General features: G+C 29.1%; 15 protein-coding genes. 12 read left to right on the top strand and 3 right to left on the bottom strand.

The genetic code is table 11. The features are described 5' to 3' along the window. The first annotated feature begins 77 nt into the window (after positions 1 to 77). The 3 genes from ACYUDJ_RS04130 to ACYUDJ_RS04140 all read left to right on the top strand — a co-directional run bounded on the left by ACYUDJ_RS04130 (position 78) and on the right by ACYUDJ_RS04140 (position 3,068). Positions 78 to 779 carry a lysophospholipid acyltransferase family protein gene (locus tag ACYUDJ_RS04130; protein ID WP_003487765.1) on the top strand — a complete coding sequence of 234 codons (702 nt, stop codon included), beginning with the start codon at positions 78 to 80 and terminating at the stop codon, positions 777 to 779. 91 nt (positions 780 to 870) lie between these two features. Then, positions 871 to 1,512: an endonuclease III gene (gene nth / locus ACYUDJ_RS04135; protein ID WP_003487763.1), complete on the top strand. Its 642-nt coding sequence runs from the start codon at positions 871 to 873 to the stop codon at positions 1,510 to 1,512. A gap of 383 nt (positions 1,513 to 1,895) precedes the next feature. Further along, a complete protein-coding gene (locus ACYUDJ_RS04140; RefSeq protein WP_043030942.1) occupies positions 1,896 to 3,068 on the top strand; it encodes an NAD(P)-dependent malic enzyme in 1,173 nt (390 codons plus the stop codon). Between the two features lie 26 nt (positions 3,069 to 3,094). Here ACYUDJ_RS04140 and ACYUDJ_RS04145 read toward each other — a convergent pair whose 3' ends face one another. The 3 genes from ACYUDJ_RS04145 to ACYUDJ_RS04155 form a co-directional block, all read right to left on the bottom strand. Further along, complete coding sequence (locus tag ACYUDJ_RS04145) at positions 3,095 to 4,324, bottom strand: competence/damage-inducible protein A (protein ID WP_043030943.1); 1,230 nt, start codon at positions 4,322 to 4,324, stop codon at positions 3,095 to 3,097. 25 nt (positions 4,325 to 4,349) lie between these two features. Beyond that, on the bottom strand, positions 4,350 to 5,333 hold the full coding sequence (locus ACYUDJ_RS04150) for an alpha/beta hydrolase (RefSeq protein WP_043030945.1): 984 nt from the start codon (positions 5,331 to 5,333) through the stop codon (positions 4,350 to 4,352). A gap of 112 nt (positions 5,334 to 5,445) precedes the next feature. Next, positions 5,446 to 6,480 carry a M42 family metallopeptidase gene (locus tag ACYUDJ_RS04155; RefSeq protein WP_003487755.1) on the bottom strand — a complete coding sequence of 345 codons (1,035 nt, stop codon included), beginning with the start codon at positions 6,478 to 6,480 and terminating at the stop codon, positions 5,446 to 5,448. A 152-nt stretch (positions 6,481 to 6,632) separates the two neighbouring features. Here ACYUDJ_RS04155 and ACYUDJ_RS04160 point away from each other — a divergent pair, with 152 nt between their 5' ends. The 9 genes from ACYUDJ_RS04160 to ACYUDJ_RS04200 all read left to right on the top strand — a co-directional run bounded on the left by ACYUDJ_RS04160 (position 6,633) and on the right by ACYUDJ_RS04200 (position 17,116). Continuing rightward, positions 6,633 to 7,769: a VanW family protein gene (locus ACYUDJ_RS04160; protein ID WP_080333474.1), complete on the top strand. Its 1,137-nt coding sequence runs from the start codon at positions 6,633 to 6,635 to the stop codon at positions 7,767 to 7,769. Between the two features lie 210 nt (positions 7,770 to 7,979). Beyond that, complete coding sequence (locus tag ACYUDJ_RS04165; protein WP_003487753.1) at positions 7,980 to 9,332, top strand: VanW family protein; 1,353 nt, start codon at positions 7,980 to 7,982, stop codon at positions 9,330 to 9,332. Positions 9,333 to 9,394: 62 nt separating this feature from the next. Beyond that, entirely contained in the window at positions 9,395 to 10,402 is a 1,008-nt protein-coding gene (splB, locus tag ACYUDJ_RS04170) for a spore photoproduct lyase (RefSeq protein ID WP_043030947.1), read from the top strand. Between the two features lie 257 nt (positions 10,403 to 10,659). After that, entirely contained in the window at positions 10,660 to 11,127 is a 468-nt protein-coding gene (gene trmL, locus ACYUDJ_RS04175; protein ID WP_030032978.1) for a tRNA (uridine(34)/cytosine(34)/5-carboxymethylaminomethyluridine(34)-2'-O)-methyltransferase TrmL, read from the top strand. Between the two features lie 12 nt (positions 11,128 to 11,139). Next, positions 11,140 to 11,979 carry a DegV family protein gene (locus ACYUDJ_RS04180; RefSeq protein ID WP_003487748.1) on the top strand — a complete coding sequence of 280 codons (840 nt, stop codon included), beginning with the start codon at positions 11,140 to 11,142 and terminating at the stop codon, positions 11,977 to 11,979. Between the two features lie 291 nt (positions 11,980 to 12,270). Continuing rightward, entirely contained in the window at positions 12,271 to 13,374 is a 1,104-nt protein-coding gene (locus ACYUDJ_RS04185; RefSeq protein WP_003487746.1) for a BMP family lipoprotein, read from the top strand. Positions 13,375 to 13,559: 185 nt separating this feature from the next. Continuing rightward, on the top strand, positions 13,560 to 15,092 hold the full coding sequence (locus ACYUDJ_RS04190) for an ABC transporter ATP-binding protein (protein ID WP_003487745.1): 1,533 nt from the start codon (positions 13,560 to 13,562) through the stop codon (positions 15,090 to 15,092). Position 15,093: 1 nt separating this feature from the next. Further along, positions 15,094 to 16,197, top strand: a complete 1,104-nt coding sequence (locus ACYUDJ_RS04195; RefSeq protein WP_003487744.1) for an ABC transporter permease — start codon at positions 15,094 to 15,096, stop codon at positions 16,195 to 16,197. Further along, positions 16,190 to 17,116, top strand: coding sequence for an ABC transporter permease (locus ACYUDJ_RS04200; protein WP_043030952.1), 927 nt, complete (start codon positions 16,190 to 16,192; stop codon positions 17,114 to 17,116). The genes ACYUDJ_RS04195 and ACYUDJ_RS04200 overlap by 8 nt, the downstream gene beginning before the upstream one ends. The last annotated feature ends 10 nt before the right edge of the window (positions 17,117 to 17,126 follow it).

A 17,126-nucleotide genomic window follows, 5' to 3' on the forward strand; every position in this document is an offset into this window, starting at 1 on the left:
AATTTTAGTTGAACCAATCTAGGTACTTTATAATTATTAGTAATGAGACAAATTAGGAGCTTTGAGAGGTGTTATAAATGATTTCTCCTACAATGACAAAAATAATAGGACATATGCCTAAGGGATTTTTAAAATTTTTATCACAAAAAATATTAAATAGATATATAAACAAATATGCTAATTTAACTATAAATGGTAAAGAAAACTTAAAAAATATAGATAAGCCAATTATTTTTATTTCTAACCATTTAAGTAATTCAGATGCTTTAGTTATAAATAAAGTATTAGAAGATCAAGATATAACTTTTATAGCAGGAGTTAAGCTTAAAGATAATTCTCTAACTAAACTTGGATTAGAAATAACAAAAACTATACCAATAAAGCCGAACACTGCAGATAAAGAGGCTATATATAATATAGTAAAAACTTTGAAATCAGGGAATAATATTTTAATATTCCCAGAAGGAACTAGAAGTAGAACTGCAAAATTAATGGAGCCTAAAAAAGGTGTAGTTTTAATACAAAAATTAAGCAAAGCTACTATAGTACCTTTAGGAATTAGTGGAACAGAAAAACTTTTACCCATAAATGACAAAGACATGGCCTTGGAGCGTTTTCAATCTGCTAATGTAACAATAAATATAGGAAGAGCAGTAGAATTACCTAAAAAAAATAAAGAAGAATCAAAACATGAATATGAAGATAAACTCATGGATTACCTTATGGGTGAAATAGCTAATTTGATACCAAAAGAATATAGAGGAATATATGATAACTAAAACTTATGTATATAGAAATTTAATAATAATTAAGGGTTAGTTTAATAAGTAGAGTTATTTATTAAACTAAAATTATGGGAGTGATTTTCAATTGAATAATCATGAAATAAAAAATGTTATAGATATATTAATAGACACATATCCTGATGCTAATTGTGAATTAGAACATAGAAATCCTTTTGAACTTTTAATAGCTACAGTCTTATCTGCTCAAACTACAGATAAAAAAGTAAATGAGGTAACAAAAGTACTATTTAAGGAATATTCTACTCCTAAGGATTTTTTAAAATTAACAAGAGAAGAATTAGAGGAAAAAATTAAAAAAATAGGTTTATATAGAAATAAATCTAAGAATATATTATTACTTTGTAAAGAGTTAGAAGAAAAATTTGAAAGTGAAGTCCCTAATGATTTTAATGACTTAACTTCACTACCAGGAGTAGGTAGAAAAACTGCTAATGTGGTTTTAGCAAATGCTTTTAAAGTACCCACTATAGCAGTAGATACCCATGTTTTTAGAGTATCTAACAGAATAGGATTGGTAGATGCTAGCAATGTATTAAAAACAGAGGAACAGTTACAACAAGTTATACCAAAGGAACTATGGATATTAATGCATCATGTGTTAATATTTCATGGAAGAAGATGCTGCGTAGCTAGAAAACCTAAATGTGAAGAATGTACTATAAAAAAATATTGCAAATATTATAATGAAGAGGTTAAACCATCTTAAATATAAGTGTTTACTTATAATAGCAAATTATCTTATATCTAAGATGGTTTTGCTATTAAAGATATCCACATGTGGATAATTTTTTTTAGATTTTGTTTATAAACAGAGTTCTTGGCTTCAGAGGGAGTTTTTACTCCCACTAAAGCTTATTAACAGAATTCTTAGGAGTTTCACTCCTTAGAAGTCATTATCCTTTAGGGGAAATCGTTATCCAGGGACGTAGCCGCTCTTTACTCTCACTTTGAAGAAAAGCAGAGAGTCCAAATCTTTGATTTGGTGCGAATCGCTTTCACAGAGTGCGATGAGAGTATTAGAGCGGGTAGTCATCGGATAAATTAAATAAATCATATATATGGATATACAATGAAAGAGGGGAGAATAATATGGATATTAAAGAAAAATCACTAATGGTACATAAAAAATTTAAAGGGAAATTATCAATAGAAGGGAAAATACAAGTCAAAAATAAAGAAGATTTATCCATAGCATATACTCCAGGAGTTGCAGAACCCTGTGTAAAAATAAGTGAGGATAAATCTTTAGTTTATGAATATACCATGAAAGGAAATACAGTAGCTGTAGTAACTAATGGTACAGCAGTTTTAGGTTTAGGAGATATAGGCCCTGATGCAGGGTTGCCTGTTATGGAAGGAAAGGCACTTTTATTTAAAGAATTTGCCAATATAGATTCATTTCCAATTTGTATAGATAGTAAAGACCCTGAAGAAATTATAAAAACAGTTAAACTTATAGCTCCAGGATTTGGAGGTATAAATTTAGAGGACATAAAAGCTCCAGAATGTTTTTACATAGAAAAAAAATTAAAAGAGGAATTAGATATTCCAGTATTTCATGATGATCAGCATGGAACAGCCATAGTTGTTTTAGCAGGAATATATAATGCACTAAGATTTGTGGGAAAAAAATTAGAAGAAGCAAGAATAGTTATAAATGGAGCTGGTTCTGCAGGAATATCCATATGTAAGTTATTATTACAAGCAGGAGCTAAAAACATAATAATGTGTGATAAAGAAGGCTCTTTAGTAAAAGGTAATAATAATTTAAATGAAGCTCAAAAATTAATAGCAGAAGTAACTAATAAAGAAAATGAAAAAGGAACATTAAAAGATGTAATAAAAGGAAAAGATGTATTTATAGGTGTGTCAGCACCAAACATACTTACAGAAGAAATGGTAGCCACTATGAATAATGATTCTATAGTATTTGCTATGGCAAACCCAACTCCAGAAATAATGCCAGATAAAGCAAAAAAGGCAGGAGCAAGAGTAGTAGCCACAGGAAGATCTGATTTCCCAAATCAAATAAATAATGTATTAGTATTCCCAGGAATTTTTAGAGGAGCATTAGATGTAAGATCTAAAGTTATAAATGAAGAAATGAAACTAGCAGCATCTAAGGCTATAGCCTCTTTGGTACAGGATAATGAACTAAATGAGGAGTATATAATACCAGGAGCCTTTGATAAAAGAGTAGCAGAAGTTGTAGCAGAGGAAGTAAAAAAAGTAGCCCTAGAAATGGGATTATCAAAACTATAAAATAAGGAAAGTGCGACGCACTTTCCTTATTTTAAGTTTCTTCTTAAAAAATCTAGTGCTCTAGTTACAGTTATATTTCTTATAAATTGTCTGTTACCAGAATAATTTAATTCTTTAACAAAGGTTTTTCCATTTATATAAAGGCCTATGTAAACTAATCCTATAGGTTTATCATATGCGCCACCACCAGGACCTGCTACTCCTGTAGTAGATATACCTATATTTGTACCTGAAGATTTTGCTATACCTTTAGCCATTTCTAGGGCCACTTCCTTACTTACAGCTGTATATTTTTCTAAGGTTTCTTTTTTTACATTTAATCTATTTATTTTAGATTCATTGCTATAAGTTATAGCCCCTTCTAAAAATATAGATGATATACCAGGAAAGTTTATAAGTTTTCCTGCTAGTAAACCACCAGTACAAGATTCTGCTGTAGCTATAGTTAAATTTCTTTTTATAAGAGTATTAGCAATAACTTCTTCTAATGAAGTTTCACCAGAACCATATATATTATCTCCTAGTATTTCTCTTACTTTTTCTTCTACAGGGCTTATTAAACTTAGGGCTTTTTCTTCAGAATGTGCCTTAGCGGTAATTCTTAATGTAGTTTCTCCTTGTTTAGCATAGGGAGCTACTGTAGGATTAGTTTGATTTTCTAAAATATCACTTATTAAATCTGCTACATCACTTTCTCCTATGCCTGTTATTCTTAAAACTTTAGATTTTATAGTATAATTTGTTAGTTTACCTAAATAAGGTATTACTTTGTTTTCAAACATAGGTTGCATTTCATAAGGTGGGCCAGGCAGTATTATAGCTATTTTACTATTTTTTTCTATTATAAATCCTGGCGCGGTCCCATTAGGATTTTCTAGTATTGTACAATTCTTAGGAAAGTAAGCTTGTTTTTTATTACTTTCTGTAATAGATTTATTAAAACATAATAGTCTTTTTTCTATTTGATTTAAGGATTCTTGATGTAGTATTAAATCTTCCTGAAAAAATTTAGCTACGGATTCTTTAGTAAGATCATCCTTGGTAGGTCCTAAACCCCCAGTAGTTATAACTAAATCACAATAATTAAAGGCCCTTTCGAGTTCTTTTAATAATCTATTTTCATTATCTCCAATTACAGAGTGATGATAGACCTCTATCCCCATATTAGCTAATTCTTTAGATATATATTGGGCATTTGTATTTACAATGTCACCTAATAATAGTTCAGTTCCTACACAAAGTATTTCTGCTTTCATGATTTTAGCACCTTCCTTAAATAGTTTAGTTAATCTTTACATATTTATCTATAAATTTATATAAATTTTTTCTGTATTCTTTCTTGTTATATAAATAGGCTTGAGCATGGCCTGCATTAGGAGCAATATATATTTCTTTTGGTCCTGGTTTTATTTTATACATTTCTTCACTCATTTTTTTAGGTATATAAATATCTTTATCACCATGTATAAACATTATAGGTGTTTGTACAGTTTTTATAGAATCTATAGGAGAAACACTGCTATAGAGAAACTTTGATTTTAAAAGGGTACAAGCACCAGAATAAAATAATAATGAATCAGTAATGATTTTATTATTAATGTGTAGCTCTTCATTTAACTTATTTTTTAAAAGCTCTTCTAAATTAGAATAGGGACAATCTGCTACATAAAATTTTACTCTATTTTTAGATAAATTTATTTTAGAGTGAAGTAATATTGTGGATGCACCTAAAGATTCTCCATGAGCACCTATAATCCCAGCAGGATTTTTTCTTTCTAGCCAATCAATGCATTGATCCAAATCATATCTTTCATAATATCCATAGGTTACATCAGAACCACCGCTCAAACCATGATATCTAGAATCGTATATTAAAACATTAAAGCCTTTATCTAAGTATAAATCTGCATACTTCATTGATTCCCAACGAGATGAGCGGATACCATGAACTATAACTACAGAATTTTTAGTCTTATGGGGGTTCTCCATATAAGTCCCTTTTAGAGCATAACCATATTTAGAGTTTATAGTTATGTTTTCTTTTTTCAATGAATTGAAACGCCTTTCATCAAAAGTTGATTTATAAGTATCGTACATGTTAGTGATGTTTCTACTAGTGGGTTCTATGCATGCCCTAACATATATTAAATTACCATTATAAAAACCTAATATATTAATGATTATGAAAATTATCAATATAGGTATTAAAAATAATATTTTGTATTTTTTAGTTTTGGTGTTCTTAATATTGGCTGTGTGATACATATTTTCCCCCTTAATAAAATACATTAGATTAGAGTAATTTATATTAATATATTATTTTTAAACTAAATAGTGTGTAAATTTTTAAAATTAAAGGAGGTGAATCTATTTAATATTAAGATACACAGTATTTTATTATTAGATCTAATGTGGCTAGTATTGCATCCATATGGGTTCTTTCATAAGCATGTGAGGCATATACTCCAGGGCCTATTAAGGCAGTTTTTATATCAAAACCTGCCCTTAAAGCAGCACTTGCATCAGATCCGTAAGAAGGATATATATCTATTTTATAAGGGATATTGCTAGTTTTACATATATTAATTAAATTTTTCCTGAAATCTAAATCATAGGGACCTGTAGAATCTTTTGCACATATGCATACACTATATTCAGAGGAGTTTTGATTTTCTCCAGGGGCACCCATATCTACAGCAATGAATTCTTTTGTATTTTTTGGTATGTAACTAGCTCCGTGACCTACTTCTTCGTAGTTACTAAATAAGAAATTAGTAGTACAAGATAATGGTAAATTATTAACATGAATATATTTTATAGCATAAAGAAGAATGGCTAAGGAGGCTTTATCATCTAAATGTCTACTTTTTATAAAACCATTTTCAGTAAATATATTTCTTGTATCAAAGGAAATAAAATCCCCTATGTTTATGTTTAAATTTTCTAAATCTTTTTTAGAAAATACTTTTTCATCTAATATTACTTCCATGTTCTCAGGGGAACGCTTTAAATCATAAGCTTCTTTACCATGAATGTGAACGGAAGGTTTTATAGTTTGTATTGTTCCAGAATAAACTTCATCATTTAGTGTGTGGATACTACAATTTTCACCTTCAATAGAATTCATCATAAATCCACCTAATGGAACTATGGATAATGTTCCATTATCATTTATGTTTTTAACCATAGCACCGAGGGTATCCATATGAGCAGATAAGGTTCGCTCAAAGCTTTTATCTTCTCCTTCTAAAGTAACTATTATGGAACCTTTATTTGCTATTTTATATTGTATACCAATAGTATCTAATTCTTTTTTTAGATAATTTGTTATATGATTAGTAAAGCCTGTTGGACTTGGAATAGTTAATATATTTTTTAAATAATTTAATATAAGTTTTTTGTGGTAATCCATATAAACACTCCCTAAAAATATACTTTTATTACTTCCAAGTATATACTAAAATTTAGTATTTTAAAATATTCAATTGGAAAGAACTTATTAATCCATAGGAAGTTTATGTCTTTTGTAGTATAATATTTATGGACTTTAGAGAGGTGATATATTTGGTTAAATCAAGAAAAGATAGAAGAAAGAAAAAATTAAAACCAATGAAGATAGCATTAATTACCTTATCAGTTGCAATATTATTGATTTTATCAGCTTTTGCAACATATCAATATAATAATATAAAATCTTATAATAATTTAATTTATCCAGGAGTTTCTGTAGAAGGTATAGATTTATCCGGAAAAACTAAAGAGGAAGCAAAAAAGATTATACAAGAAAGGTATTGGAATAAATTGTTAGGTAAGAATATTAATGTAAAAGTTAAAGATAAGACCTATACATTAAAGTATTCTGATTTAAAACTTACAAATAATTTAGACAATCTATTAAAAGATGCAGAAGCTTATGGAAAAAATTTGATAATCTTTAAAAGGTATAGTTTGATAAAAAATAAAACTCCTAAAAATTATTCTATAAATTTCAAATATGATGAGAAGGTAATAGACTCATTAATAAGTAAAATAGAAAAGGATGTAAATATAAGTCCTATAGATGCATCCTTAGCTTTAAACGGGGGTGGCTTTGGTGTTATATCTCATAAAAATGGGGAAAAATTAGATAAAGATAAATTAAAAAAAGATTTGATCCCTAAAATAAATAATGATATATCTAGTGATATAACAGAAAAAGCTGTAATGAAAACAGTTACGCCTAGAATCACAGAAGACAAGCTACAGGGGGTAGGTAGAATGATAGGATCTTATTCAAGTCATTATGGGTCTATATCTTCACCTCAAAGGGCAAACAATATAGCTACATCTACAAGTGCTATAAATGGTAAGATATTAATGCCAGGAGATGTGTTTAGTTTTAATGGGGTTGTAGGGCAAAGAACAGCAGAAAAGGGATATCAAGCAGCACCGGTTATAGTAGGTGAAAAAATAGAAAATGGATTAGGTGGCGGAGTATGTCAAGTTTCTTCGACTTTATTCAATGCCGTAGCAAGCTGCAACTTAGAATCTGTAGAAAGATCGCACCATACTAAACCAGTGCATTATGTACCACAGGGTATGGATGCTACTGTAGATTATGGAAATATAGATTATAAATTTAGAAATAATTTGCAAAGTCCCGTTTATATAGAGGCTTATACAAGCAATGGTAATGTAGTATTTAATCTTTATTCAAAATAATAGTAATTATAAATTAATTAATAATACAATTAAGTTTTATAATAGGCCCTCTTAAAATAGATTTAATTTTGAGATGGCTTATTTTTATATGGATTAATTAATAATAAATATTAATTAATAGTAAAATTCATGGAATTTTTATTTAAAGTTATATATTTTTTATATATTTTTATAGTATAATTTTAATATTAATTAATGAGGTGATTTTGTGTGAAGAGTAAAAAAGCTAGAAGAGTATTAACTCTTATTTTCTTATTAATGTCAATTTTGTTTGGAGTATTTTATTATATTTATAAAGAAGTGAGCGAATTTGATAGTGTTATTTATCCAGGGGTTTCTATAGAAGGCATAGACTTAACAGCCAAAACTAAAAATGAAGCTAAAAATATAATAGAAACTAAATACTCAAAAACTATAGTTAAGAAAAATATAAATATAACTTGGAATAATAAAAAATATAATTTATCCTATGCTAAATTGAATCCTACATATAATATACAAGAAACTATAAATAATGCTTATGGTTATGGAAAAAACTTAAATATATTTAGTAAATATAAAATAATTAAGTCTAAAAGTGTACAAAACTACCCATTAAAGTTTTCTTATGATAAAAAAGTTATGGATGAATTTATAGGTTCTATAGAAAAAGATATAAATAAAGAAGCTGAAAATGCTAAAATCAATGTAAATAAAGGTTCAATATCAATAGTTGATGATAAAAAAGGATTTAAATTAGAAAAAGATAATTTGAAAAAAATATTATACTCTAAGATAGATGGTAAAAATTTAAAAGATATAAATGAAAAAGCTCCAGTTAAGATTCAGGAATCTAAAATAAAAAAGAAACAATTAGAAACGGTAAATTCAAATATATCATCATATACTACTAATTATGGATCTATATCTTCACCACAAAGAGCAAACAACATAGAAATATCAACGAAGGCTATTAATGGAACTTTACTAATGCCTGGAGAAAGTTTTAGTTTTAATAATACTGTAGGACCAAGAACAGCAGAAAGAGGATATCAGGGAGCACCTGTTATTGTTGGGAACAAAATAGAATCAGGATTAGGTGGAGGTATTTGTCAAGTATCAGGTACATTATATAATGCTATGTTAAAGGCAAATATAAATGCCACAGAAAGAGTTCGCCATACATTTCCATCTACCTATGTTCCTATAGGAATGGATGCTACAATAGATTATGGTAACATAGACTATAAATTTAAAAACACATTGAAATATCCTATATATATAGAAGGAATAACAGATGGAGCAAATGTAATTTTTAATATATATTCTAATAGTTCTTTAAAAAACAAGACATATAATATAAGTTCTGAAATATATGAAACTGTAACTCCTAAAGAGCAATATATTGATGATTCTAATATTCCATTAGGCAAAACAGAAATAGTACAGGAAGCTCATACAGGATATAAGGTTAAAGTTTATAAAAGTACAGTAGAAAATGATAGTGTTGTAAAAAAAGAATTGTTATATACTGATTTTTATAAACCTGTGGATAAAATTATAAAAAGAGGAACTAAGAAATAAAATATAATGTTGTTACATATACTTTAGAAATAAATTGCATACTATAATTAAGGAGTGATAGTATGTTTATTCCCAAAACAGTTATATTTGAAGAAAAAGCTTTAGAATATGATAGAGGAAAAGAAATTTTAAAAGAGTTAAAAAATAAAAATATACAAATAAAATATTCAAAAACAGGAAGAGTAACAGGAAGGGGAGATAGAACTCCAAATGAAATGTATTTTGAAGGTAAAAATACATTAGTAATAGGCATAAGAAAGTCCTTAGATTTTCAAAGTTGTAAACCATCAGCTCATTATCAGTTGCCTTTAGTAAGTGGATGTATGGGAATGTGCGAATATTGTTATTTAAATACTCAAATGGGGAAAAGACCTTACACAAAAGTTTATGTAAATACAGAAGAGATTTTAAATAAGGCTGAAAAATATTCAAAAGAAAGATTGCCTGAAATTACAGTTTTTGAAGGGGCTGCTACATCAGATCCTATACCAGTAGAGCCGTATTCACATTCCTTAAGGGATACTATAGAATTTTTTGGTGAAAAGCCAAATATGAAATTTAGATTTGTAACTAAATTTACAGATGTAGATAGCTTAGTCAACTTAAATCATAACAGAAATACTACTATTAGGTTTAGCATAAATACAGATAATGTAATAAAAAATTTTGAACATAGAACACCGCTAGTTTCAGATAGGTTGGAGGCTGCCCATAAAATAGCAAAAGCTGGGTATAGTTTAGGATTTATTATAGCACCAGTGTTTATATATGAAGGTTGGGAAAAAGATTATTTAGAGTTATTAAAAAACATAAATGCTATGTTTAAAGGTATTCCTGTAGAATTTGAAGTGATATCCCATAGATTTACCAAAAGGGCTAAGGATAATATATTAAGTGTGTTTTCAAACACAACTTTACCTATGGTAGAAGAGAATAGAAAATTTAAATATGGTCAGTTTGGATATGGAAAGTATATATATAAAGATGAAGAGTTACAGAATATAAAAAAGTTCTTTAGAGACAATATAACAAAATTTTTTGGAGAAGATAATATTAATTATATTATATAGAGAATTAACATTTTGTTAATTCTTTATGTTCTTTACTAAAGCTTTAGAATAGAGTAATATAGTTATTGTAATAAGACTTTTATCCGATGACTACCCGTTCTAATACTCCCATCTTCTTCAAAGTGGGAGCAAAGAGCGGGTACGTCCCTGGATAACGATTTCTAAGCTTCACAGGGAGTAAAAACTCCCCTTGGAGCCAAGAACTTTGTTTATACTTATTAGTTTAAATATATATTATAAAAATGGGAGGAAATGTTTTGAGTTTAAATATAGTATTATTTCAACCAGAGATACCACAAAATACTGGTAATATAGCAAGAACATGCGTGCTTACCAATTCTAGATTACATCTAATAAAACCTTTAGGATTTAGTTTAGATGAAAAGCACTTAAGAAGAGCAGGATTAGATTATTGGAAATATTTGGATTTAACTATATATGAATCTTATGAGGAGTTAAGAGAGAAGTACAAAGATTCAAATTTTTATTTTTCAACTACTCATGGCAATAATTTTTATACAGATGTTAAATATAGTGATGGAGATTTTATTGTTTTTGGAAGAGAATCTTCAGGGCTACCAGATGAAATAAGAGATAGTGATCCTAGTAAGTGTATAAGAGTTCCAATGATTAATACAACTACTAGGTCTTTAAATTTGTCTAATACTGTAGCTATAGTTACCTATGAAGCTTTAAGACAAGTTGGTTTCCCAGATATGAAATAGGAGGATCTTGGCATGGAGAAGATAAAAATCATAACAGATAGCACTGCTGACTTACCTAGGGATATAATAGAAAAGTACGACATAGAGGTAATACCCTTATTTGTAAGTTTTGGCGATAAAGTTTACAAAGATGGTATAGATATAAAATTAGGGCAGTTGTTTACTAAAATAGAAAAGGAAAATGTGTTTCCACAAACTTCTCAAGTAAATCCTCAAAGATTTTATGAACATTATAAGAAATATATAGATAAGGGATACAGCATACTTTCTATACATTTATCCTCTAAAATGAGCGGTACTTATCAATCAGCATGCTTAGCAAAAGATATGTTAGATAGTGATAATATTACAATTATAGATAGTAATAATGTAACATCAGGTTTAGGTCTTTTAGTTATTAAGGCTTGTAAATTAAGAGATGAAGGGCTTTCTATAGATGAAATAGTAAAAGGTGTAAAAGAAACTATACCACACATTAAAAGTGTACTAGCCTTCGAAACTTTAGATTATTTAGTAAAGGGTGGAAGGCTTTCAAAAACAGCAGGCTTTATAGGAAATGTATTGGGAATAAAACCAATATTGGCTGTAGAAAATGGGGAAATGGTAGTTAAAGATAAAGTAAGGGGTAGCAAAAAAGCTATAAGAGCTATATTTGAATATATAAATAAATTAGGTTTAAAGCAAGGTGAACCTTGTATTTTATTACATGTAGAGAACAAAGATATACTAGGTACTTTAAGAGATCACTTAAATCAGGATCAAACTGACTTTATAGAATGTATGGTAGGCTGTGTAGTAGGAATTTATGCTGGACCCAGAGCTTGCGGTATATTCTTTATAGAAGATTATTAATTAAGAAATCTTTTTAGCTATATTCTAATTATAAGAATATGGCTAAAAATATGAGAGCAGTGTATACGATTTCATATCTGAAATATAATAATATATAATTATACTATATAAAAAATATGAAATTTATTATATATAGTAATTATAATTAATATATATAAAATAAAAAGGTAAAATTAACAAAAGATTAATAAAATTTTATATATTCAGGCAAAAAAGAAGGGAAAAAAAATGATTTGTAGAATTTATTCATTGCTAGATAAATTACCAATTATATCATAGGAGGGGAATTTAATGAAAAAGAAAAAGATAATAGCGCTGTTAGCTACTGCGGTTATGGCAGTTTCATTATTTGCTGGTTGTGGGAGTAAAGATAGTGCTGGGGAACAATCAGCAGAAAAGAAAGAAAAGGTAAAAATAGGCCTTTCTACAGATGAAGGAGGATTAAATGATAAATCCTTTAATCAATCTGCAGATGCAGGAGTTAAAAAAGCACAAAAAGAGCTTAATGTAGATTATAAGCCAATTGAATCAAAACAAAAGGAAGACTACGAATCAAACTTAGAAGCTCTCGTAAATGATGGATCAAGTTTAACATTTGGTATAGGATATCAAATGGAAACAGCTATGACAAATGTTGCAAAAAAATATCCTGACAAAAACTTTGCTATAGTTGATACTGATAAAGTAAAACAGCCAAATGTTCAATGTTTAACATTTAAAGATAATGAAGGTTCTTTTTTAATGGGTGTTATAGCAGGAAAAATGACAAAAACAAATAAAGTTGGATTTATAGGTGGAAAAGATTCTGCAGCTATAAATAAGTTTGAAGTTGGTTTTATAGCTGGTGTTAAATCAGTTAATCCAGAAGCAGCAAAGGGATTAATAGGAACAAAGGATAAACCAGGTTCAATGGTAAAATATGCAGACAGTTTTGCCGATACAAATAAAGGATATGAATTAGGAAAATCATTATATGGCGCAGGTTGTGATGTTGTATATCATGCAGCTGGTGGAGTTGGAATAGGATTATTTAAAGCAGCAAAAGAATTAAATAAACCAGATAAAAGAATATGGGCTATAGGTGTTGATGAAGACCAAGCAGCTAAAGTGCCAGAATATGCAGATATAATACTATCAAGTATGATAAAAAGAGTTGATGCTGCAACTTTTAATGCAACAAAAGAAGTTGTAGATGGTACATTTAAAGGTGGAAAACATATAGAATTAGGCTTAAAAGAAGATGGTGTGGGTATAGCACCTACATCTAACAAAAATACTACAAAAGATGTTCTAGACTTAGTAGAAAAATATAAAACAGCTATAAAAGAAGGCAAAATAAAAGTTCCAGCTACAAGAGAAGAATTAGTTAAATTTACTCCAACAGAAATCAAATAATTTATATAAGTAATATTAGAAAATATAATGTTATAAAAGCTAGATGTACTCAACATCTAGCTTTTATAAACTATATATATTATAATTTTAGCTAGGGAACGTTTACAAATTTAAGAGTATAAAAAATACATGGAGGGAGGCATCTAGTCTAGAAGGTATATAAACTTACGACTAGAAAAGAATGAATGGAAAAAGTAATTGAGATGAAAGGAATAACTAAAGTTTTTCCTGGAACTATAGCTAATGATGATGTTAACTTTGATTTGAATAAAAGTGAAACTCATGTATTGTTAGGTGAAAATGGTGCAGGAAAAACCACCCTTATGAATGTATTATATGGATTATATCAGCCAGAAAAAGGCGAAATATTTGTTAATGGTGAAAAAGTTAATATATTAGGACCTAATGATGCTATTAAACAAGGAATAGGTATGGTGCACCAGCACTTTATGCTAGTTCATAATTTTACTGTAGCAGAAAATATAGTACTTGGAACAGAACCTAGAAAAGGGTTTAAGTTAGATATAAGTAAAGCCATAAAAGATGTAGAAGAAATATCAAAAAAATATGGCTTTTCAATAGATCCTAAATCTATTATAGAGGATATATCAGTAGGACAACAACAAAAAGTAGAGATATTAAAAGCATTATACAGAGGAGCTGAAATACTTATATTAGATGAACCTACAGCGGTTTTAACACCGCAGGAAATTGATGAATTGGGTATAATTATTGATAATTTAAAAAAGCAAGGAAAATCTATTATACTTATAACACATAAATTAAAAGAAGTTATGAAAATGAGTGATAGAGTTACAATAATAAGAAGAGGTAAAGTTACAGGTTCCGTTAATACAAAGGAAACTAATATAGATGAGTTGGCAGAACTCATGGTAGGAAGAAAAGTTAATCTTCAAATGGATAAAAAATCTCAAAATCTAGGAAAGGAAATATTAAAGGTAGAAAATCTTAGAGCTAAGGATAAAAGAGGTGTTAATGTATTAAAGGAAGTTAATCTTTCTGTAAGGCAAGGAGAAATTGTTGGTATAGCTGGAGTAGATGGCAACGGACAAAGCGAATTTATAGAAGTTTTAACAGGTCTTAGGAAGGCTGATGGAGGAAGTATAAATCTTAATGGAGAAGAAATACTTAATAAATCATCAAGACAAATAATAGATAAAGGTGTAGGCCATATTCCTGAAGATAGACACAAGAGAGGGTTGATACTTAAATATTCACTTTATGAAAATTCTGTTTTAGGAAAACATCATAAAATACCTTTTAGTAAAGGTATAGTTATGGATTATAAAGCCATAAGGAAACATTGTAATACACTTATAGAAGAGTTTGATATAAGAACCCCAAATGATGAAGTTAATGCAGCTGCATTATCCGGGGGTAATCAACAAAAACTTATAGCAGCTAGAGAAATATCTAAGGATCCAGATTTGTTAATAGCATCTCAACCTACTAGAGGATTGGATGTTGGTGCTATAGAATATATTCATAAGAGATTGGTAGCAGAAAGGGATAATGGTAAAGCTGTTTTATTAGTTTCGTTAGAATTAGATGAAATATTATCTTTATCCGATAGAATTGCTGTTATGTACGATGGTAAAATAATAGAAATATTAGATAGAAAAGATGCCACAGAACAAAAACTAGGTGTATTAATGGCTGGGGGAAAATTAGAAGATAATAAGAAAGAGGTGAAATAAGGTGAGTGACAATAACAAGAAAAGAACAATAAGTAATGGTCTCATAAACGTTCTAAAGTCTTTAGCATTTCCACTTGGTGCAATTGTAATTTCTATACTTGTATCCGTATTCTTTGTTATGTGGGCAAAGGGATATTCAATAACTCAATATTTTTCAGCTTTTAGTGATCTTTTCACTACTATATGGCAAGGAAGCTTTGGAGATAAAAGAAAAACTCTTGAAACAATGATATATGTCACCCCTTTAATATTTACAGGAGTAGCTAATGCTATAGCCTTTAGATGTGGATTATTTAATATAGGGGTTGAAGGACAGTTTATAGTAGGAATGATATCTGCAGCAATACTAGGACTTATTCCAGGATTGAATCCAGTTGTACATGGGATATTAATAATATTAGGTGGAATAGTAGCTGGTTCTATTTGGGCAGGAATACCAGGATATTTAAAAGCTAAGATAGGAACAAATGAAGTTATAAACACAATAATGATGAATTATCTAGGATTATATTTGGGAAATTATATAATATTAAGATCTAGATTTGCGGTTAAAAGTTCAGCTAGTACGCCTATAATTCAAAAAAGTGCTCAATTATTAAGGTTTAGTAATATGAGTAGAGCTAGTATAAGTTTAATAATAGGAATAGTGTTTGCTATATTTATATATTGGCTTTTATGGAAAACTACCATAGGATATGAAATAAGAGCAGTTGGATTTAATCCATCTGGAGCTGAGTATGGCGGGATTAATATAGCTAAAAATACAATTTTAGCTATGGTTTTATCAGGAGCTATTGCGGGTATAGGTGGAGCTACCCATGTAGCAGGTGTTATGCATCAAGCACAAGATATGATGGTATTACCTGGATTCGGATTCGATGGTATAGCCGTTGCACTACTTGCCAAAAATAACCCTATAGGGTGTATAGCTTCTGCTATATTATTTGGAGCATTAAACAGTAGTTCTAAGATGCTTCAACTTAATGGCATACCAAAACAAATAGTTTATCTTGTTCAATCAATAATAATAATATTTGTAGCAACTGATTATATAGTAAAATATTTCTCAGAGAAAAAGAATAGGAAGGTGTTAATCAATGGATAGCTTAATCATAATAGGATTAGTAACAGCCACATTAAGGACAGCCACACCTTTAGTTTTCGCAGGACTCGGAGGAGTATTCTCAGAAAGAGCTGGTGTAGTTAATATAGGACTAGAAGGAATGATGGTCATGGGCGCTTTCTTTTCAGTATATGGTACATATTTAACAGGAAGCCCTTTAATTGGTATATTATTTGCAATAGTAGCAGGAGCTTTGATTGCATTGTTACATGCATTTTTAAGTATATCCTTAAAAGCAGATCAGGTTATATCAGGTACAGCAATAAATTTATTTTCATCTGCATTAGCTAGCTTCTTAATTTTTAAAATTTTTAAAAAGGGTGGGCAAACAGATATAGTTAAAGCATTAGCTTACAATGTACCGCCCTCAGCAAAATCAATACCTATAATAGGACCTATATTATCAGGAATAAATTGGTTTGTGATCATTGCTTTAATACTTGTTGTTATATCTCATTATGTTTTATTTAAAACTCCAGTTGGATTAAGAATCAGAGCAGTAGGTGAACATCCTAAAGCAGCAGATACTTTAGGAATAAATGTTTATAAAGTTAGATATCTATGTGTTATGTTATCAGGAGCTTTAGCAGGGCTTGGAGGAGCAGCATTAATAGGTATAACCCCTGTTTATAGAGAAGGAATGGTTGCAGGTCGTGGATTTATTGCCTTAGCAGCTATGATATTTGGTAATTGGAAACCTTTTGGAACTATGTTTGCTTGTTTATTATTTGCTTTTGGAGGTTCTTTCGAAATATTTGCTCAAGGTTTTAGTTGGAATTTGCCATCTGAATTTTATTCAAGCATACCATATATATTAACAATGTTAGCATTAGCAGGATTTGTAGGTAAAACTACAGCACCAGCTGCAGACGGACAGCCATATGAGAAAAATAGTAGATAATTTAATGGAG

The sequence above is a fragment of the Clostridium sp. CTA-6 genome (assembly GCF_054768115.1).